This is a genomic window from Gordonibacter sp. RACS_AR49, assembly GCF_030418435.1.
Taxonomy (GTDB): Bacteria; Actinomycetota; Coriobacteriia; order Coriobacteriales; family Eggerthellaceae; genus Gordonibacter; species Gordonibacter urolithinfaciens.
In genome coordinates, this window is record NZ_JAIUDM010000007.1 from 1 (window position 1) to 19,118 (window position 19,118).

At 70.1% G+C, this 19,118-nt stretch carries 13 protein-coding genes and 1 tRNA gene; 12 read left to right on the forward strand and 2 right to left on the reverse strand.

Features of this window, described 5'->3' with window-relative positions:
• Both LB310_RS11285 and LB310_RS11290 read left to right on the forward strand, forming a co-directional pair.
• On the forward strand, positions 1–2,833 hold a 2,833-nt coding region (locus LB310_RS11285; RefSeq protein WP_301155079.1), incomplete at its 5' end, for a PD-(D/E)XK nuclease family protein.
• Between the two features lie 3 nt (positions 2,834–2,836).
• Positions 2,837–6,487, forward strand: a complete 3,651-nt coding sequence (locus tag LB310_RS11290) for a UvrD-helicase domain-containing protein (RefSeq protein ID WP_301155080.1) — start codon at positions 2,837–2,839, stop codon at positions 6,485–6,487.
• Between the two features lie 315 nt (positions 6,488–6,802).
• On the opposite strand, the gene LB310_RS11295 is transcribed toward LB310_RS11290, so the two are convergent.
• Entirely contained in the window at positions 6,803–7,747 is a 945-nt protein-coding gene (locus LB310_RS11295; RefSeq protein WP_096228688.1) for a glycosyltransferase family 2 protein, read from the reverse strand.
• 281 nt (positions 7,748–8,028) lie between these two features.
• Here LB310_RS11295 and LB310_RS11300 point away from each other — a divergent pair, with 281 nt between their 5' ends.
• Both LB310_RS11300 and LB310_RS11305 read left to right on the forward strand, forming a co-directional pair.
• Positions 8,029–10,245 carry an ATP-binding protein gene (locus tag LB310_RS11300; RefSeq protein ID WP_301155082.1) on the forward strand — a complete coding sequence of 739 codons (2,217 nt, stop codon included), beginning with the start codon at positions 8,029–8,031 and terminating at the stop codon, positions 10,243–10,245.
• 40 nt (positions 10,246–10,285) lie between these two features.
• Positions 10,286–10,705 (forward strand): GtrA family protein, encoded by a 420-nt coding sequence (locus tag LB310_RS11305; protein WP_278805834.1) that lies wholly within the window; start codon positions 10,286–10,288, stop codon positions 10,703–10,705.
• An 88-nt stretch (positions 10,706–10,793) separates the two neighbouring features.
• Here LB310_RS11305 and LB310_RS11310 read toward each other — a convergent pair.
• Positions 10,794–10,869 (reverse strand) — tRNA-Arg (locus LB310_RS11310).
• A 64-nt stretch (positions 10,870–10,933) separates the two neighbouring features.
• On the opposite strand from LB310_RS11310, the gene rlmD reads away from it, so the two are divergent.
• From rlmD to LB310_RS11350, 8 genes are all read left to right on the forward strand, one after another.
• The gene (gene rlmD / locus LB310_RS11315; RefSeq protein ID WP_301155083.1) at positions 10,934–12,277 is read left to right on the forward strand and encodes a 23S rRNA (uracil(1939)-C(5))-methyltransferase RlmD; all 1,344 of its coding nucleotides are present in this window, start codon (positions 10,934–10,936) and stop codon (positions 12,275–12,277) included.
• Between the two features lie 271 nt (positions 12,278–12,548).
• Entirely contained in the window at positions 12,549–13,082 is a 534-nt protein-coding gene (locus LB310_RS11320; protein WP_015539885.1) for a peptidylprolyl isomerase, read from the forward strand.
• Positions 13,083–13,134: 52 nt separating this feature from the next.
• Complete coding sequence (locus tag LB310_RS11325) at positions 13,135–14,496, forward strand: tetratricopeptide repeat protein (RefSeq protein ID WP_278805836.1); 1,362 nt, start codon at positions 13,135–13,137, stop codon at positions 14,494–14,496.
• A gap of 73 nt (positions 14,497–14,569) precedes the next feature.
• Positions 14,570–14,974: a nucleoside-diphosphate kinase gene (gene ndk, locus LB310_RS11330; protein WP_087190529.1), complete on the forward strand. Its 405-nt coding sequence runs from the start codon at positions 14,570–14,572 to the stop codon at positions 14,972–14,974.
• Positions 14,975–15,047: 73 nt separating this feature from the next.
• Positions 15,048–16,085, forward strand: a complete 1,038-nt coding sequence (locus tag LB310_RS11335; RefSeq protein ID WP_087190530.1) for a 4Fe-4S dicluster domain-containing protein — start codon at positions 15,048–15,050, stop codon at positions 16,083–16,085.
• Complete coding sequence (locus tag LB310_RS11340; protein ID WP_087190531.1) at positions 16,075–16,986, forward strand: FAD/NAD(P)-binding protein; 912 nt, start codon at positions 16,075–16,077, stop codon at positions 16,984–16,986. The genes LB310_RS11335 and LB310_RS11340 overlap by 11 nt, the downstream gene beginning before the upstream one ends.
• A gap of 1 nt (position 16,987) precedes the next feature.
• The gene (locus LB310_RS11345; RefSeq protein WP_087190532.1) at positions 16,988–17,773 is read left to right on the forward strand and encodes an NADH:ubiquinone oxidoreductase; all 786 of its coding nucleotides are present in this window, start codon (positions 16,988–16,990) and stop codon (positions 17,771–17,773) included.
• A gap of 9 nt (positions 17,774–17,782) precedes the next feature.
• Positions 17,783–19,075 carry a Ni/Fe hydrogenase subunit alpha gene (locus tag LB310_RS11350; protein ID WP_087190533.1) on the forward strand — a complete coding sequence of 431 codons (1,293 nt, stop codon included), beginning with the start codon at positions 17,783–17,785 and terminating at the stop codon, positions 19,073–19,075.
• Positions 19,076–19,118: the final 43 nt, after the last annotated feature.

The following is a 19,118-nucleotide window of genomic DNA, read 5'->3' on the forward strand; positions in this document are numbered from 1 at the left end:
GGACGGCGGCGGCGCGCTCGGCGTGCGGGTGGCGACGTTCTCCTCGTGGATCGCGGATCGCTGGGAGCTCTTCGGGGACGGGCGCCGCCTCGTGTCCTCGGCGGAGCGCACGCTGCTCGTGCGGCGCGCCATCGGCGAGGCTGCGGACGGCGGCGCGGCGGCGGGCGGCGCATTGGCGGATGCGGGCGCCGCCGAGGCCGGACGGGGGCTCGCGCCGGCCGCCCTGGAGGCATTGGAGGCGACGCCGGGGACGGTCGACCTTGTGGCGGGCCTCGCGCGCGAGGCGCTGCCCTGGCTCGTGGACGCGGTCCCTTCGGGCGAGGCGAGCCTGAGCGACGGCGAGCGGGCCGTCGTGGCGGCGCTCGCGCGCTACGCCGCGAAGCTGCGCGCGGCCGGGCTCTGCGAGCTCTCCGAGGCGGCGCAGGCGCTCTCCGGGACGCTTCCCGCGTCGCCGGTCGTAACGCTGGGATTCGACGAGCCCGGCTGCGCCCTCGGCCATCTGCTGGATGCGCTTTCCAAGCGTGCCGACGTCGTGCGCGTCGACGACGCCTGCAGCGCGCCCGACGGCGCCCCTGGGCGCAACGGCGAGCTGCAATCACTGCTGGGGCGCCTGTTCGCGCCCGCCGACGGCACGGCCGTGGAGCCGACGGGGGCCGTGCGCTTCCTGCTTCCGGCCGGCCGCTACGCCGCGCCTGCGCTCGTGGCGCGCACCCTGGCCGACGCCGCGCTCGCGGAGCGCGCCGCGGCCCGCCGGGAGGGCCGCGCGCCGCTGTGCGTGTGCGCGGCCTGCCGAGAGCCGGCCGCCCTGTTCGCCGAGACGGCCGACTTCCTGGCGCGCCGCGGCGTGGACGCCGCCGTGTCGGCGCGCACGCCGTTCGCGCAGACCGGTTTCGGCCGGGCGTTCCTGGCGCTCGCGGAGTTCGCCTGGGGTTCCGGGCCCTGCGCGGCGAAGGCCGCCGATTTCGCGCTCAGCCCGTTCTCGGGCGTGCCGCAGCGTGCGGCCTGGGCGCTCGACGCCGCCTGGCGCGGAGACCGCACGGCCGACCACGCCCGCATCGAGGCCGACCTGCGCGCGGCAAGCGAGGTGCTGGACGCGGCGCTGCCGGCGCTCGGGCGCGATGACGCGGACGCGGCGCTCGCGGTGTTGGAGGAGCGCCTGCGCCGCATGGGCGGCCTGGACGAGGCGTACCGCGCCGGGCAGCTGGCCGCCGTCGCCTGCGCGCGGCGCTTCGCGGCCGCCTGCGCCCAGGCGGGGGAGCCGCTGGCAGGTGCGCTGGAGCTGCTCGCGCGCCAGCCGGTGTCGTCGGGTGCGTGGGAGGACGCCTCGGAAGGCGCGGCGCCGGATGCCCCGCGCGAGCCCTCCGTGCTGTTCGCGAGCCTGGCCGACGCCGCCGACCGCCTGCCGTGCTCGTGCGCGGTGCTCGTGCTGTGCGACCTGGAGGCGAGCTCGTATCCGGTGCGCCCCGCCGAGGACGCCGCGACGCTGCTCCTGGAGAGGTTGGGGCTTGCGGCGTGCGGCGACGCGCTGGCGGCCTCGCGCCGCCGCTTCTTCCGGGCGCTGTCGTGCGCGCGCGACGCGGTGGTGTGCGAGCGCGTGCTGAGCACGGCGGACGCGGACGAGGCCTACCCGGCCGTCATGTACGAGGAGCTGATCGACTGCTACCGGCCCGACCCCACGCGCATGGGCGATCTCGACCGCGCGACGGGGCTGCCCCAGGCGCTCGCGCCCTTCGCCGAGCGTGCGGGCGAGGATGCCCTTCACGCGAACCTGGCGCCCGGCGACGATGCGTCCGATGCGGAGGCGTGGGAGGTTCCTGCGAGCGGGGACGTGTCGCCTGCCGCGCGCGGGCGCGTCGTGCTGCCGCGCGAGGGCGGGTCGGCTTCCGGCGACCGCCCGGCGACGCCCGTCCTGTCGCCCTCGGCCATCGAGAGCTACCTCGAGTGCCCCTGCAAGTGGTTCTCGCTGAGGCGCCTGCGCCTGTCCGAGCCCGACGCGGGCTTCGGGCCGCTGGAGATGGGCAGCTTCTCCCATGGCGTGCTTAAGAGCTTCTACGAGCACTTCATCGAGGCGGGCAACGCGAAGGTGGCGCCGGGCAACTTGGAAGAGGCGCGCTCGCTCATGCGCGAGACGTTCGCCCGCCACCTGGCGTTCCAGCCCGAGCTCAAGCGCAAGGCCAACCCGCTTTTGCCCCTCACGGCCTTCGAGCGCGCCGAGGCGCACGGCCTAGAGCGCCGGCTCGTATCCTACCTCGACCGCGAGGCCGCGCTGCTGCCCGGCTTTGCCCCCGCCTACTTCGAGCTCGACTTCGGTGCGAAGGAGCCGTTCGCGTACGGGGGCTTCGAGCTGCGGGGCAGCGTCGATCGCATCGACGTGAACGGGCGCGGCCAGGCCGTGGTCATCGACTACAAGGGATCGCTCTCGCCCGACTACGCGCTGGCCTCGGCGTCGCCGGCGGCCACCGCCGGCGGGGCGGTGCTGCCGCACAAGGTGCAGGCGCTCGTGTACGCCCAGGTGGCCCGCCGCCTGCTGGGGCTGGAGGTCGTGGGAGCGCTCTACGTGTCGTACGGGAGGGACGGGCGCGTCGCCGGCGCCTTCGACCGCACCTTCGTGGGCGCGGCCGACGTGCCGGGCATCGACGCGGAAGCCTGCGGGGCGCCGGGGCCGGCCGCCGAGGCCGTGGGCGCCGGGTCGTTCGCCGAGTTGGCGGACCGGGTGGAGGAGGGCATCGCCCGGGCGGCCCTCAGCATGGGGGCGGGGCAGGTGTCGCCCGACCCTCGCGGCGCTGACCCGTGCGGCTTCTGCCCCGTGCTCGCCTGCGAGAGGAGGCGTTAGGCCGTGAACCTGGATTCCTGCACGTCGGGCCAGCGCGAGAGCGTGATGCGCGTGGACGGCCCGCTGCTCGTGTCCGCCGGGGCGGGCTCGGGCAAGACGTTCACGCTCACGCAGCGCATCGCCTACGCACTCCTGCCCGAGAGCGGGCCGGCGGCGGGCGGCATCGACGAGGTGCTGGCCATCACGTTCACCGAGAAGGCCGCCGCCGAGATCAAGGCCCGCGTCAAGCGCACGCTGCGCGCCGAAGGCATGTGCGAGGAGGCCCTGAAGGTGGACGCCGCCTGGATATCCACCATCCACGGCATGTGCGCGCGCATCCTGCGGATGCACGCGCTGGAGCTGGGGCTGGACCCGGCGTTCGGCATCGTGGGCGACGCGGAGCGCGCCGATCTCGTGGCTGCGAGCATCGACGAGGCGCTCGGCGCCGACAACGACATCATCGAGCGCGGGTCGTACGGGGCGCTGTTCGACGAGTTCCCGGCGCGCTCGGCACTGCCCTCGGCGCCCTCGGTGGCGTCGATGCTGCAGACGCTGCTCGACAAGGCCGTGGGTCTGAGGGACGGGCTGGACGCCGTTGAGCTGGGGCCGGAGCCGCCGGCAGCATCGGCGCTCGCGCGCGAGCTGCTGCTGGCGTACGAGGACGTGGCGGGCGCGCTCGATCAGGCCGGCAAGAGCGCCGCGGCCGAGCGGGCGCGGGTGCAGGCGACCGAGGCCCAGGAGGCGCTCTCGGCGTTCATCGCCGGGCAGCCGGACGGCTGCCTGCGCGACCTCGCGGCCGTGGTGGACGGGTGCACGTTTCTGCCGAAGACGTTCGGCGGCTCCGACGTGAAGGAGCGGGTGGCGGCATACCAGCAGGTCCACGCGCACGTGTGCCGCAGCTTGGCGCTGGGCTTGGCCTGGCCGCGCGCGGCCGAGCTCATGGCGCTCGCGCGCGACGTGGCGCGCCGCTACGAGGACAAGAAGCGCGCCCTGTGCAAGCTGGACAACGACGATTTGCTGGTGAGGACGCTGGCCGCCTTCGAGGAGCACCCACACGTGGCCGGCCGCTACGCAGGTCGCTTCAAGCTGGTCATGGTGGACGAGTTCCAAGATACGAGCCAGCTGCAGATAGACCTGGTGGCCCACCTGGCCGGGCCGGGGCTTGCGCGCCTGTGCACCGTGGGCGACGCGCAGCAGTCCATCTACCGCTTCCGCGGAGCCGACGTGAACGTGTACGAGGCCCACAAGCGCACGATGCGCTCGGGCGAGGTGGGCGCGCTCTACGTGGAGCTTGCGAAGAATTTCCGCAGCCATGCCGACGTGCTCGCGTTCGTGGACCGTGTGTTCGAGCAGCCCCACGTGTTCGGGGACGGCTTCATGTCGCTCGAGCCGCACGAGGGGCGCCCGTCGGCGTACCGCGGCGACGGCCCGCGCATCGATCTGGTGCTGGCCCTGCGCCCCGCCGCGCGCGGGAGCGGCGTGGGGGTCGACGACGCGAAGGCCGCCTGCGCCCGCGCCATCGCCCGGCGGTTCGCCGCGCTGCGGGCGTGCGGGCACGCGCCGGGCGACATGGTGGTGCTGCTGGGCAAGATGTCGCGTGCCGAGACGTACGCCCGGGCGCTGCGCGACGAGGGCTTCGAGTGCGCCGTGACGGGAGGGTCGCTGTTCGCGGCGGCTCCCGAGGTGCGCGTGGTGGCCCGGTTCGTGGAGGCGCTGGCGAACCCGGCGAACACGGCGGCGCTGTTCGAGGTGCTCACGAGCGACATGGTGCGCCTGTCGGCCGACGACCTTCTGGAGCTGGCGACCGAGCGGGACGACGAGACGGGCGAGCTGCGCCGCCGCGACCTGGACAAGGGGTTTGCCCGCCTGGCGGAGCGCGCGGACGGGCTGCCCCCGCGCCTGGCCCATGCCGTGCGCCTGCTCGCGCGCGCCCAGCGCGACGCGCGCACCCGCCCTCTCTCGCGCGTCGTGCGCGATGCCGTCGTGCGCTCGGGCTGGATGGCGCGGCTCGAGGGCCAGGGCGCCGCGGGCCTGGCGTGCGCAGCCAACGTGCTCAAGGCCGTGCGCCTCATCGAGCAGCTGGAGGGGGAGCGCGACCTGGGGCTGGCGAGCGCGGCACGCGCGTTCTCGGCCGAGCTGGCAGCGGGGATGAAGGAGGCGCCCGGCGCGCTCTCGGGCAGCGGTGGAGACGTGGTGAGGATCATGACGATCCACGCTTCGAAGGGCCTCGAGTTCCCCATCGTGGCCGTGGCGGACTTCGCCGGCCCGGCGCTGCCCCCGGGCAAGCTCGTGGTGGAGACGTGCGGTGCGGCCGCGCACGCCTCGCTTGCAGCATGCGGCTCGCTGGACGCCTTTCCCGGCGTGGCGAAGCGGGCGGGCGCCGGTGGCTTCGAGGACGATGAGGATGCCGACCTGGCCGCCGCCCGGCGCCTGTTGGAGGAGGGCGGCCCCGCGCGCGACGGCCGGGGCGCGCCCGCGTGCACCCAGGACGCCTACCGCGCGGCGCTGCGCGGCCGTGCAGCGGCCGAGGAGCTGGCCGAGGCGCGCCGCAAGCTGTACGTGGCGCTCACCCGGGCGAGCGAGGCGCTGGTCGTGGCCATGGACGCGAAGGCGCCCGCGGCCGGCAAGCCTCCCGCGTACCCGGCGCTCGTGGACGACGTCCGCAGCGCGCTCTGCGGCGCGGCCGACTTCCCGGAGGGCGAGGCCCTGCTGGAGTACGGCGGCAGCGCGCCGGCGCGCTTCGAGCGCATCGCCGTGCAGGTGGCGGGTGTCGCATTCGGCGACGCCGGTCCCGATGCGGAGGCGGAAGGGCCGGCCTGCGGCTCCGATGCGGCACGCGCGCCGTTCGCCGTGCCGCGCATGGCCGGTTTCGAGCCTCTGCCGCGCCGACCCTGGCGACCGGCTGGCGAGGATGCTTTCTCTTACTCGTCCATAGCCCCCTCATACGCACCAGCTTTCGACGAAGCGCCGGGGGCCGCCGCGGAGACGGGTGTCGGTGCGCCGTCCTCGGTCGACCCCATCGTCGGTGCGCTGCCGTCGACGCTCCGGGACGAAGGGGAGGAGGCGCACCTGGAAGCCGACGCTGACAAGGCCACGGCGCTCGGCAGCGCGTTCCACCGCGCCGCGCAGTTCGCCGTAGAGGCGGGCGCCGTCCCCGACGAAGCGCGGCTCGCGGCGATCGCCGATGCCCTCGCGCTCTCGCCTGCGCAGCGCGGCCGGCTTGCCGATGCCTGCGCGCGCTGGTTCGGCAGCGCCGCCTGCGCGGAAACCCATGCTTGGGAGTTGCGCCGCGCCGAGGTGCCCTTCGTCGTGGCGCTGGACGATGCGCTCATGGAGGGCGAGATCGACCTTTTGTGCACGCACGGCGCCGAACCGGGCGGCACGGTGCTCGCCATCGACTACAAGACGGGCGGCTCGGACGCCGAGACCCCCGCGCAGCTGAACGGAAAGCACCTGCTGCAGGCCCAATGCTATGCCTATGCGCTGCTGTCGCAGGGCTTCGACGAGGTGGAGCTGCGCTTCGTGCGCGTCGAGCGCCCCGAGCGCCCGCGCGGGGCGGGTACCGCGTCCGCGGTCGGTCCTGGCGAACCCCAGGTTGTGTCGTACCGCTTCGCCCAACCCGACCTCGAGGCCCTGCGGGATGCCATAGTGCGAGCCCGTGCCGCCAGCACCTGAGCACGACCGAACTGCGGCTCGCCAAGACCGGTCGCCTTGGTGCTCCCGCTCGCTGCGAGAGCCTCCTTCCCGCCTCCTGTGCTCGTAGTGTAACCTATAGGTTACGTAGCGATATCATCGCCCAATGCCTGAGTGAAAAAGCCCGAACCTTTTATTATGCGAAGTCGGGGGCGACTAATCACGACTGCAATTTTGAAGGACGAGCAGGTATTATGCGGAATGCAAAGAGGGGCGGAAGAGAGCGAGGCAACGCATCAGCCCGACGCGAGCATCGTGTATCCGCCCCTGCGCTTTCGAGGACCGCGCGAACGTGCGCTACCGCCTCCCGTGCTCGCGGTACGCCTCGGTCACTTGCAGCTCGTACTGCTTGCGGGTGCCCTTCACCACGGTGTCCAGGATGAGCCCGCAGGTGAAGCTCAAGATGCCGATGAACACGAGCGCCACGGCCAAGAGCGCGGAGGGCAGCTTCGGCACGAGCCCCGTGGCGGCGAACTCCCAGACCACGGGCACGCCCGCGACGAGCCCCAGCACGCAGAACAGCAGCGCCACCCAGCTGAAGAGGGCCAGCGGCCGGTAGTCCTTGAACAGCGACAGGATCATGAGCAGCACCTTGCACCCGTCGGAGAACGTGTCCAGCTTGCTCTCCGAGCCCTCGGGCCTGTCGCGGTAGTCGATGGGAACCTCGGCGATGCGCCAGCGCTTGTCCACCGCGTGGATGGACAGCTCCGTCTCTATCTCGAAGCCGGGGCTGAGCACCGGCATGGTCTTGGCGAACACGGCGTTGTAGGCGCGGTAGCCGGTCATGACGTCGGAGAACTCGAAGCCGTAGATCCACTTGATGAGCACGCGCACGAGGTCGTTGCCGAAGCCGTGGAACGCGCGGTCGTTCTCCTCGCCGTAGGTGCCGTTGGAGAGGCGGTCGCCCACCACCATGTCGGCCTCGTCGGCCATGAGCGGGGCGAGGAGCTCCGGCGCGGCCTCGGCCGGGTAGGTGTCGTCGCCGTCCACCATGAGGTAGTAGTCCGCGTCGATGTCGCGCATCATCTGGCGCACGACGTTGCCCTTGCCCTGGCGCCGCTCGGCGCGCACCACGGCCCCGTGCTCGCGCGCGATCTCTCCCGTGCCGTCCGAGGAGTTGTTGTCGTAGACGTAGACGGTGGCATCGGGCAGCACCCGGTGGAAGTCGTCCACCACCTTGCCGATGGTCACGGCCTCGTTGTAGCAGGGGATGAGCACGGCCACGCTGCCCTGCTCGGGCACGTTCTGGGTGCGCGGCGCCCCGGCCTGCGCGTCCTTCGTCTCTTGCACGTTTCGCTCCTCGATTCTCGAATGCACCTATCCTACCCGAAAGGCCCCTCGCGCGCCAGCCGTCGCAGGGCGTTTCACCGTGGATTCGCAAGGGCGGAGCCTTCCCCGGCGCCCTTTCCCGGCCGGCCGTCAGGAAGCCGTTGCCAAGCGGTAGGACGGCGGGGGAGGGTGCCGTCCGCGGCGATGGTAGAATGCCCGAGGTTCCGACGACGAAGATGGGTGAGGCTTTCAGCATGGGCGTGCATTTCGATTCGCACGGGCGCAGGCGCGTGGCGGCGGCTATCGTGGCGGTGGCCGTGGCCGTGGCGCTGGTGCTGGCCTACACCATCGTTTCCACGCGCAAGGCCACCGACGAGGTCATCGCGAACGTGAGCGAAGTGTACCTCGGCGAGCTTAGCAAGCAGCTGGTCTTCCACTTCGATACGGGCGTGGAGAACAAGTTCAGCCAGCTGGAGACGGTGGCGAGCGGTCTGGAGCTGGCTGCTCCCGACAGCCGGGAGCAGATGGCGGGCTACCTGCGGACGCAGGCGGGCAACGACGACTACGCGTTTCTCGCCGTGCGGACCTCCTCCGGCGAGCTCGTCTCCGCCGACGGCGACGTGCGCGCCTGCGACGACGACGACGGTGAGCTGCCCGCGTACCGCGATGCACAGGGGCGCCGGGTCGTGTTGTACGACAACATGATAGTGCTGGTGGACGACGTCGAGCCGTTTCGCTGCGGCGACGACACGATCGTGGCCGCCGTCTGCGGCTTCGCCTCCCTGGGCGTGGGCGACCGCCTCAACCTCACGCTGTTCGACGGCTTCTCGCGCTCCATCATGATCGACCGCAACGGCGATTGCGTGGTGAGCGACCGGAACAGCGGCCTGAATCCAGGCGAGAGCCTGTTCTCGCTGATCGACGAGCGGGGCTCCTTTGTCGGAGGCAGCGCCGAGGAGGAAAGGATCCGCTCGGTTCTCGCGCGCGGCGACACCGTCAACGTGCCCATCGTGTTCGATGGACGCAGCGAGTACCTGTACTTCTACCCGCTCGGGCATGCGGAATGGTACCTGTGCACCGTCATGCCCTACAGCGTCATCGAGGGAGATATCGGCGACCTTAGCGGCACCATCGCCGCAAACGCCGCCATCGTGGGCGTGGCCGTGCTGTTGTTCGTGCTGCTGGTGTTCCTTATCTACTACCGGATGGCCAGGCGCAACACGCGCCTGCTGGCCGAGGAGAAGGACCGCGCCGAGCGCGCGTTCGCCGAGGCCCAGCAGGCGAGCCTGGCCAAGACCGAGTTCCTGTCGCGCATGTCGCACGAGATACGCACGCCCATGAACGGCATCATGGGCATGACGGCCATCGCGCTTGAGAGCATCGGCGACGACGGCAAGGTGCGCACGTGCCTGGAGAAGGTTACGCTGTCCTCCGAGCACCTGCTGTCGCTCATCAACGACATCCTCGACATGAGCAAGATCGAGAGCGGCAAGGTGGAGATAAAGAAAGAGCCGTTCGACCTGTCCACGTTCATCGGGTCGCTGGCGGCCGTGTTCCGCGCACAGGCCTCCGAGCGCGACGTCGCCTTCGCCGCCGTGGTGGAGGGCGACGTGCCCGGCCATGTGGTGGGCGATCCGCTGCGGCTCAACCAGGTGATCTACAACCTCATGGGCAACGCGTTCAAGTTCACTCCCGAAGGCGGGAGCGTCACGCTGCGCATCGAGCGTCTCGCGGATGCGGGGGACGGCTGCATCTGGCTGCGGTTCTCGGTGGACGACACGGGCTGCGGCATCGAGCCCGAGCACCTGGACAAGATATTCGCCTCGTTCGAGCAGGGCGGCTCCTCCGTGGCGCGCAAGCACGGGGGCACAGGGCTGGGGCTGGCCATCACGAAGCGCTTCGTGGAGCTCATGGGCGGGCGCATCCGCGTGGCCAGCGTCGTGGGCCACGGCTCGTCGTTCGCGGTGGACGTGCCCCTCGGCCGCGCCACCGGCGAGCCCTCCGTCGTCGAGGAGCCGGACGCCGAGGAGGGGGCCGTGCCCGTCGGCATCCAGCCGGAAGCGCACGACTTCGCGGGCGCGCACATCCTCGTGGCCGAGGACAACGCGCTGAACCAGGAGATTGCCGTGGAGCTCATGACCATGGCGGGCGCAAGCGTCGAGACGGCCTCCACGGGCCGTGAGGCGGTAGAGGCGTTCGCGGCCTCCGATGTGGGCCATTTCGACCTCGTGCTCATGGACGTGCAGATGCCCGAGCTGGACGGATACGGGGCGGCGCGCGCCATCCGGGCCATGGACCGCCCCGACGCCTCCACGGTGGTCATCCTGGCCATGACGGCCAACGCCTTCACCGAGGACGAGGAGCGCAGCGCGGAGAGCGGGATGGACGGCCACTTGAGCAAGCCCCTTGATATTCGCCGCGTTTATGCCACAATAGACGGGTTTTTGGAGAAGCGCCGCAACGGGCGCTGAGGCCCGGCCGCCGTGCGGCCGGCGGCGGGGAGGCGCGAACGTGAAGAAGCTCATTGCCCAGATCATGAAGTTCGGCGTGGTGGGCGTTATCGCCTTCGCGATCGACTACGGCCTCCTTGCGCTCCTGACCGAGGCGTTCGGCGTGAACTACCTGGTGAGCGCCACCGTCTCGTTCACCGTGTCCGTGGTGTTCAACTACGTGGCTTCCATGCGCTACGTGTTCAGGCACAAGGAGGGCATGAGCCGCCGCAGCGAGTTCGTCATCTTCGTGGTGCTGTCGGTCATCGGCCTTGCCATCAACAACCTCTGCATGTGGGCGGGCGTGGAACTTCTGGGCGTCCACTACCTCGTGGTGAAGATATTCGCTACCGCTGTGGTCATGGTGTGGAACTTCGTCACGCGCAAGAAGTTCCTCGACGCCGGCGACGAGCCGGGCGAGATCCTCTCGGACATCGAGTAGGGAGCGCGGCGGGACCGACGGGGCGCCCAGGAGGAGCCGGCCGGTAAAAGAAGGGCCGGGCGCTGCGCCCGGCCTCGATGCTCTCTGCTGGTGCCCTTGACAGGATTCGAACCTGCGGCTTTCTGCTCCGGAGGCAGACGCTCTATCCCCTGAGCTACAAGGGCACGACGGCAGATTATACGCTATGATGGTCGAAAACGTCGATCAAAGCTAAGGAAATCCAAATTCATGGAAGAGACGCTGCGCATCGAGCGCATGGGGAACGGGGCCGAGGCCGTGGGGCGCTTGGCGAGCGGCAAGGCGGTGTTCGTGGCGGGCGGCGCGCCCGGCGACGCCGTGCGCGTGGAGGTGGTGGAGGAGAAGGCCTCGTTCGCGCGGGCGCGCATCGTGGCGGTCGAGGAGCCCTCCCTCCAGCGTGTGGAGCCGCGCTGCCCGCAGGGGGACGCCTGCGGCGGCTGCCCGTGGCAGCACCTGTCCTACGAGGCCCAGCTGGAGGCGAAGCGCGCCAACGTCGTAGGCGCGCTCGTGCACACGACGGGCTTCGACGCCGCGCGCGCCGAGGACCTCGTGCGCCCCTGCCTGCCGAGCAAGCGGCAGTGGGGCTACCGCAACAAGCTGGAGCTGGGCGCCGCGCGCGCGGAGAACGGCGAGTTCCTGCTGGGCTTCCATCGCGAGGGCACGCACGACATCGCCACGCCGGCCGTCTGCCCGCTCGCCCATGATGCCGTCGCCAAGGCGCCCAAGGCCCTGCGCGGCGCGCTGCGGTTCGCTCAGGGCTCGGCCGACCTGGGGATCTTCCGGGTGGGCGTGCGGCACAGCCTGCGCACGCGCGAGACCGAGATCGCGCTGTGGACCAAGCCCGGCGCGTTCCCCCGCGCCCATGTGGCGAAGACGCTCAAGAGCGCGCTCAAGGCCACGAGCATCGTGCGCGTGCTGGCCGACCCCGGGCGCGCGCGCAAGATAAAGGGAGTGGAGACCCTCGACGGCAAGGGCTGCTGGGGCGAGGAGCTGGCCGGTGCGCGCTTCCTGACCAGCGCGCCGTCGTTCTTCCAGGTGAACACCGCCCAGGCCGAGAAGCTGGCAGCCGAGGTCGTGGATGGCCTGGGCGGCCGGATGGGCGAGGAGGGCCCCGAGGGCCTGGACGGGCTGCTCGTGGCCGACCTGTACGCCGGCGGCGGCACGTTCTCCGTGCCGCTCGCGCAGGCCGGGGCCGACGTCATCGCCATCGAGGCCGCCGGGTCGTCGGTGCGCGACCTGCGCCGCAACGCCGAGATGAACGGCGTGGACATCGAGGTGGTGGGCGGCGACGCCGCCCGCGAGCTGCCCGAGCTGGGCGGGCTGGACGCGCTCGTGGTGGACCCCCCGCGCGCCGGCCTCGCCGACGGCGTGGCGGAGAGCATCGCCGAGGCGGCCCCCGCGCGCGTGGCCTACGTGAGCTGCAACCCCGCCACCTGGGCGCGCGATGTGGCCCGCTTCGAGCAAAACGGCTACCGCCTGGTGCGCGCGCAACCCGTGGACCTGTTCCCCCAGACGCACCACGTGGAGGTGGCGAGCCTGTTCGAGCGGGAGTGACGCTCCCGTTCGCGTAGAGGGGGCGCCGCTCTCGGGCGCGCCCGCCCCGAGGGGCCGCCGCGCGGTTTTGCGGGGGCGGCAACGTGCGTCGCGCCTTTCAAACCCTTCCAAACGCCCCGTCCACAGGCGCGTGAATGTTATACGATTTTTCACCTGGGCCGGGCGTTACCTGCTAAAATTCCCAATCGTATGTGGTAATTCGCCAACGCGGCGCAACCGGCTCCGGCCGGGGTGCGACGCGACGTAACGCAAGTGAGGAAAAGGAGCCACCATGGCGCAGTACACGCCCGAATACCAGCCGACCGGCGACGAGATCGCGGTCATCACCACGTCGAAGGGCACGATCCGCGTGCAGCTCAAGGGCAAGGACGCCCCCATCCACGTGGGCAACTTCGTGGAGCTGGCGCGCAAGGGCTTCTACGACGACTTGAAGTTCCACCGCTACGTGCCGGGCTTCGTGATCCAGGGCGGCTGCCCGAACACGCGCGAGCTGTCCTCCGAGGAGGTCGTGAACGTGACGAAGAGCCCCCGCTCCCGTCTGGGCACGGGCGGCCCGGGCTACTCCATCAAGGAGGAGTACACCACGAACCCGCACAACGAGCACAACGACGGCACGCTGGCCATGGCCCGCTCGCAGGATCCGAACTCCGCCGGCTCGCAGTTCTACTTCTGCCTGGGCGCCCAGCCCATGCTCGACTCGGGCTACACGGTGTTCGGCGACACGATCGAGGGACTCGACGTCATCGGCAGCCTGCGCGTGGGCGATGTGATCGAGCACGTGGAGATCGAGAACGCCGCCGAATAGCGCATCAGGGCGCCCGCCAGCCGGGCGCCCTCGACCAAACGTAAGGAAGCAGATGAACAACGACCTATTCCAGCAAGCCCGCGCGGCCTACGCCGCGAAGGACTACGCAGGCGCCCTCCAGGCGTTCACGCAGTGCTTGCAGGATGGAAGCCACCCGCTCGCGCCGGGCGAGGCGGGGCTGCTCTACCACCAGATAGGGAACTGCCTCGTCAAGCTCAAGGACTGCAACGAGGCCATCCATGCCTACACGCAGGCCACGGCCGACGCGGCCTACGACGCGTGCGGCGCGGTGAACTACAACTTGGGGATGGCCTACGCGGCGCTGCACGACTACGAGGACGCGGTCAAGCACTTCGAGATAGCCGTGTCCGACGCCAAGTACGACACGCCGTACAAGGCCTACACCGGCATGGGCAACGCGCTGCTGAAGCTGGGCAAGTCCGCCGAGGCGGGCGTGGCGTTCCGCGAGGCGGCACTCGACGAGGGCAACCCCGACCCCACGAAGGCGCTGCTGAACCTGGGCGTGTGCTTCATGGCGCTCGACCGTCCGGCCGACGCCGTGGCTTCCTACGAGAGCGCGCTGCAGTTCGGCATGCAGCCCGACACGAAGAACAAGCTCTATGCCAACCTCGGGCAGGCCTACGTGGCGTGCGGGCAGATGCAGAAGGCCGTGAACGCCTTCGAGCAGTCCATCGCCGACAAGACGTACTACCTGTCCGACTCCGCGAGCGTGGACTACCAGCGCGCCATCGCGGCCGTGGCCCAGGGCACCTCCGAGATCACGCAGGTCATGCCCGCCGTGGCCTCTGCCGGCGACCTGTCCGGCCTGGACGTGGCGGCCGACGGCGCCCCCATGTACGCCGACGAGGGCGCCTACGCCTACGGCCAGCAGGACCCCTACTACTACGCCGACGCCTACGGCGAGCAGGCGTACTCCGGCACCGAGGCGGGCGACCACTTCTTCAACGCGAGCGACGAAGAGCTGGAGAAATGGTCGAAGGGCCTGGCCAAGCAGGACCGCAAGCGCCGCAATGTGGGGCTGAAGGTGCTCGTGGCCATCGTGCTTTTGGTGGTGGTGGCGTTCGGCGCGGCCGTGTTCCTGTACACGCAGGGCTGGGGCTACCCGACGCAGGAGACCGTGGTCAAGGAGCTGTTCGCCAACCCCGAGGCCGCGTCTTCCACCGTGTTCGCCAAGGAGGTCGACGCCGACAAGGCCAAGACCATGGTCGAGCCGCTCGTGGCCGACGCGAACCCTGCCATCGACGGCGTGGACAAGTCCATGAGCGACTCCACCGTGTACGTGACGGCCAAGACCGAGCAGGGCGGCGACGTGCAGTACAAGGTGTCGCTCGTGCGCGACATGATCGGCTGGAAGGTGTCGAGCGTCGAGCTCTACTTCCCGAGCCAGAACTAACCGGGTTCACCGAAAGTGCGCGCGCGTGCGCGCACTTTCTTCATGTCTGTATAAAAGAGAGAAAGGGAACCACATGGCAGTGCAGAAGACCTACACCATGATCAAGCCCGACGGCGTGCGCAACGGCCACATCGGCGAGATCGTCAACCGCTTCGAGCGCGCGGGCCTTAGCATCGAGCGCATGGAGCTGGGCATGGTCACCGACGAGCAGGCCAAGGCCAACTACGCCGAGCACGAGGGCAAGCCGTTCTACGAGGGCCTCATCTCCTACATCACCAGCGGCCCCGTGGTGAAGATGGTCGTGTCCGGCGAGGGCGCGGTGGCGAAGTGCCGCTCGCTCATGGGCGCCACGAACCCGGCGGAGGCGGCCCCCGGCACGATCCGCGGCGACTTCGGCCTCATCATGGACGAGAACGTCATCCACGGCTCCGACAGCCCCGAGTCCGCTGAGCGAGAAATCGGCATCTTCTTCGAATAGTTCTCGCGGCTGGCCCGCTGGGCGGGTATTCTGTTCGCATTAGCAGGTCACCAGACGAGAAAAGGACGAGAGCATGCTCTATCGCGTCATCGATGCCTCAGAACTTCCCTCGCTCGTGTCGGCTTTCATGGAATCCTATGAAGTGGTAGCTCCGGTCAAGCGCGACCGGAGCTACGTGTTCGAGGCCGTGGAATCGTACGACGACATAGAGCTGGGTTACGACACGACCATCTCATCGCCCAAGAAGTACTTCCTGCCACCCACCGAGACGCTCTTCCCCTTCGATGCCCGCGCGGAAGAGGTGGCGTCCTTCGCCGCCGAGATCACGCCCCGCGTCATCTTCGGCGCCCATGCCTGCGACATCAACGCGCTGAACCGGCTCGACCTCGTGTTCCGCGACGGCCGCTACCCCGATCCCTACTACGTGGCGCGCCGGGCGGCCACGCTCGTGGTGGGAGTGAGCTGCGTGCCCACCGACACGTGCTTCTGCCACCTGTGGGGAGCCGACGAGGCCCGTTTCGGCTACGACCTGTTCCTGCAGGACATCGGCGGCAAGTACCTCGTGAGCATCTCCAGCGTGGAGGCGGCGAACATCCTGGAGGCGGCGTGCAGCCCGCGCGTGGCCACCGACGAGGACCGCATCGAGTTCCGCCATGCCACGCGGCGGCGCCAGGAGGCCTTCAACGGCGACATCCCCGACATCCAGGACGTGGCCATGCTCATGGACGCGTTCCACAAGGACCCGTACTGGGAGGAGCTGGGCGGGCGCTGCCTGGCCTGCACGGCGTGCTCGGCCGTGTGCCCCACGTGCTTCTGCTTCGACATCCAGGACACGCTCGACCCCGACGGGCGCACCGGCGTGCGCGAGCGCACGTGGGATTCGTGCACCTCGCCGCAGTTCGCCCAGGTGGCCGGCGGGCACAACTTCCGCGCCGACGGGCGCAACCGCGTCCGGCACCGCATGTACCACAAGCTCAACGGCTTCCTGGCCAACCACGACCGCATGCTCTGCGTGGGCTGCGGGCGCTGCGTGACGGCGTGCAAGGCGAACATCAACCCTATCGAGGTGCTGGAGTTCTTCGAGAGGAAGGGGGCCTGCGATGCCGAGTAGCTGCGCGGTTTCCACGGTTCAGGTGCATCCGCTGGAGGGCGGGCCCGCACCGCTCACCGGCGAGGAGATGATGGCCGCCAACCCGTACCGGCCCTGGCCTGCCCGCATCACGTCCATCATCGACGTGACGGCGACCGAGAAGCTGTTCGAGTTCCGGCTCATCGACGACCGCATCCGCGACGCGTTCTCCCACGAGCCCGGCCAGTTCGTCGAGGTGTCCATCTTCGGCGTGGGCGAGGCGCCCATCTCCATCTCCAGCTCGCCCACGAAGCGCGGCTTCATCGAGCTGTGCGTGCGCCGCGCCGGCGCATTCACCAAGGTGCTGCACGAGATGCAGTGCGGCGACGTCGTGGGGCTGCGCGGCCCGTTCGGGCGCGGGTTCCCCATCGAGGACATGAAGGGCCACGACATCCTGCTGGTGGCGGGCGGCCTCGGCATCGCGCCTTTGCGCTCGCTCATCAACAACATCCACGACGAGCGCTCCGAGTTCGGCAAGGTCACCATCATCTACGGGTCGAAGAACCCCTCCGAGGTGATGTTCCGCCAGCAGTTCGAGATGTGGCGCCATCGCAAGGACTTCGACCTCTACCTGACCGTCGACCAACCCGACGACACGTGGGATGGCGAGGTGGGCCTGGTCACGAAGCCGTTCGAGCATCTGGAGATCGACGCGTCCAACACGTTCGGGGCGCTGTGCGGGCCGCCGGTCATGTACCGGTTCGCCATCGACGAGATGCGCAAGAAGGGCATCAGCTACGACCGCATCTACGTGAGCTTCGAGCGCCATATGAAATGCGGCATGGGCAAGTGCGGCCACTGCCAGATCGGGCACCAGTACGTGTGCATCGACGGGCCCGTGTTCAACTACTGGGAAGCCAAGAACATTCAGGGGTCGATGTGATATGAGCGGATACTGCATAGCCTGTCAAGAGAAACCGCAGCCTCCCCGCGTCGTGGTGGTCGGCCTGGCCAGCTGCTTCGGCTGCCAGCTGCAGATCACGAACGTCGAGGAGCACCTGCTGGACGTGCTCGGACAGATAGGCCTGCGCTACTGGCAGCTGACCTCGAGCGAGCCCATGCCCGAAGCCTTCGATGTCGCCGTCATCGAGGGCGCGGTGACCACCAAGGAGGCTGAGGAGACCGTGCGGCAGCTGCGCGAGCGCGCCGGCGCCGTCATCGCCATCGGCGCCTGCGCCACCACGGCCGGCATACCCGGCATGGCGGCGGCGGGCTTCTCCGAGCGGCCGGGCCAGGTGTACGACCTCGTGCCCGAGGCCTGTGGCGACATGATAGCGCCGCAGCCCGTGGGGGCCGTCATCGACGTGGACTTCGAGGTGCGCACGTGCCCGGTGGACTCCCTCGACTTCATCGACGTGCTCCAGCGCGCGCTCTACGGCTCGAACAAGGCCGTGCCCACGCGCACGATGTGCGGCGACTGCAAGCGCAACGAGACGAGCTGCTTCTTCGGCAAGCAGCAGCTGTGCCTGGGGCTGGTGACGCGTGCCGGGTGCGGTGCGCGCTGCGTGAACCTGGGGAGGCCCTGCAACGGGTGCCGCGGGCTGTCGCCCGACGCGAACCTGCCCTCGGCGCGCGAGGCGTGCGAGCGCTACGGCGTGCCCGTGGCGGACTTCGACAAGGCGCTGGAGATGTTCAACCAGGTGAATCCCGCCCTAGCGGCGAGCGAGTAGGGAGCTTCCATGACGAAAACCGCCATACACGTGGACCATATCGCACGGGTGGAGGGCCACGGCAACGTGCACGTGGTCATCGAGGACGGCGCCGTGAAGACCGTAGAGATGAACGTGGTGGAGCCGGCGCGCCTGTTCGAGAGCATGGTGCGCGGCCGCAGCTGGCGCGAGGTGTCCTACATCTCCTCGCGCATCTGCGGCATCTGCTCGGCCAGCCACGTGGTCACCGACCTCAAGGCCATCGAGCGCATCTTCGACGTGCAGGTCACGCCCCGCACCCGGGCCCTGCGCGAGCTGCTGGTATACGGCTCGTACCTGCAGAACCACGCCACGCACCTGTTCGTGCTGGCCGCGCCCGACTTCGTGGGGCAGAAGAGCGTGTTCCCGCTGGCCGAGAGCGACCCGGCGCTGTTCGAGGGGGCGCTCGGGCTGAAGGCGCTCGGCAACGAGCTGTGCACGGCCGTGGGCGGCCGGTCCATCCACCCCATCACGGCGGTGGTGGGCGGCTTCACCCACGAGATAGGGGCGGGGGAGTACCGCGCCCTTGCCGACAAGATGGACTCGTTCGCGGCGTTCGCGGCTGCGGCCGTGGACCTGTTTGCCGGCTTCCCGGTGCCGCGCATCGCCACGTCCGGCGACCTGCTGGCCATGGTGGAGCCCGACTACTACCCGGTGGAGTGCTCCGACACGGCGCGCTTCCTGGACGCCGGCATCGAGTTCGACGCCAACGATGTGGAAGCGCACCTGGAGGAGTACGCCGTGCCGCATTCCGCCGCGCTGCTGGCGCGCGTGAGGGAGACGGGGTCGCCCTTCTTCACGGGCGCGCTCGCCCGCATCAACGCCTCGTGGCAGCACCTGGGGCAGAACGCCAAGGTGGCCGCCGCCAAGGCGGGCCTGCGCCCGCCCGAGCGCAACCCCTTCATGAACAACGTGGCCCAGGCCGTGGAGCTGGTCGATGCGCTCGACCGCTGCGCGGGCATCTGCCGCGCGCTGGCCGAGCCGGGCGCCGTGGAGGGCTCGAGCGAGCCGGTGGACTTCGAGGTGCGGGCCGGTCGCGGCGTGGGCTTCACCGAGGCCCCGCGCGGCGCGCTGTTCCACGACCTGGAGCTGGACGCCGAGGGCCGGGTTGTGCACGCCTCCATCATGACGCCCACCGCCCAGAACGTGGCGAACCTCGAGGCCGACATGCGCCTGCTGGCCGAGCAGCTCGTGGCCGACGGTGCCGACGAGGACGAGGTGCGCCTGGAGATCGAGAAGCTCGTGCGCGCCTACGACCCCTGCCTGTCCTGCAGCGTTCACTAGAATGAGACAGGGGGACGGGGATGATGTCTCATCCCCGTCCCCC

Bases quoted from the DNA above. Each gene is read 5' to 3' on its own strand.
- LB310_RS11300 (WP_301155082.1), top strand. From the start codon at position 8,029: ATGGGCGTGCATTTCGATTCGCACGGGCGCAGGCGCGTGGCGGCGGCT.
- rlmD (WP_301155083.1), top strand. From the start codon at position 10,934: ATGGAAGAGACGCTGCGCATCGAGCGCATGGGGAACGGGGCCGAGGCC.
- LB310_RS11320 (WP_015539885.1), top strand. From the start codon at position 12,549: ATGGCGCAGTACACGCCCGAATACCAGCCGACCGGCGACGAGATCGCG.
- LB310_RS11325 (WP_278805836.1), top strand. From the start codon at position 13,135: ATGAACAACGACCTATTCCAGCAAGCCCGCGCGGCCTACGCCGCGAAG.
- ndk (WP_087190529.1), top strand. From the start codon at position 14,570: ATGGCAGTGCAGAAGACCTACACCATGATCAAGCCCGACGGCGTGCGC.
- LB310_RS11335 (WP_087190530.1), top strand. From the start codon at position 15,048: ATGCTCTATCGCGTCATCGATGCCTCAGAACTTCCCTCGCTCGTGTCG.
- LB310_RS11340 (WP_087190531.1), top strand. From the start codon at position 16,075: ATGCCGAGTAGCTGCGCGGTTTCCACGGTTCAGGTGCATCCGCTGGAG.
- LB310_RS11345 (WP_087190532.1), top strand. From the start codon at position 16,988: ATGAGCGGATACTGCATAGCCTGTCAAGAGAAACCGCAGCCTCCCCGC.
- LB310_RS11350 (WP_087190533.1), top strand. From the start codon at position 17,783: ATGACGAAAACCGCCATACACGTGGACCATATCGCACGGGTGGAGGGC.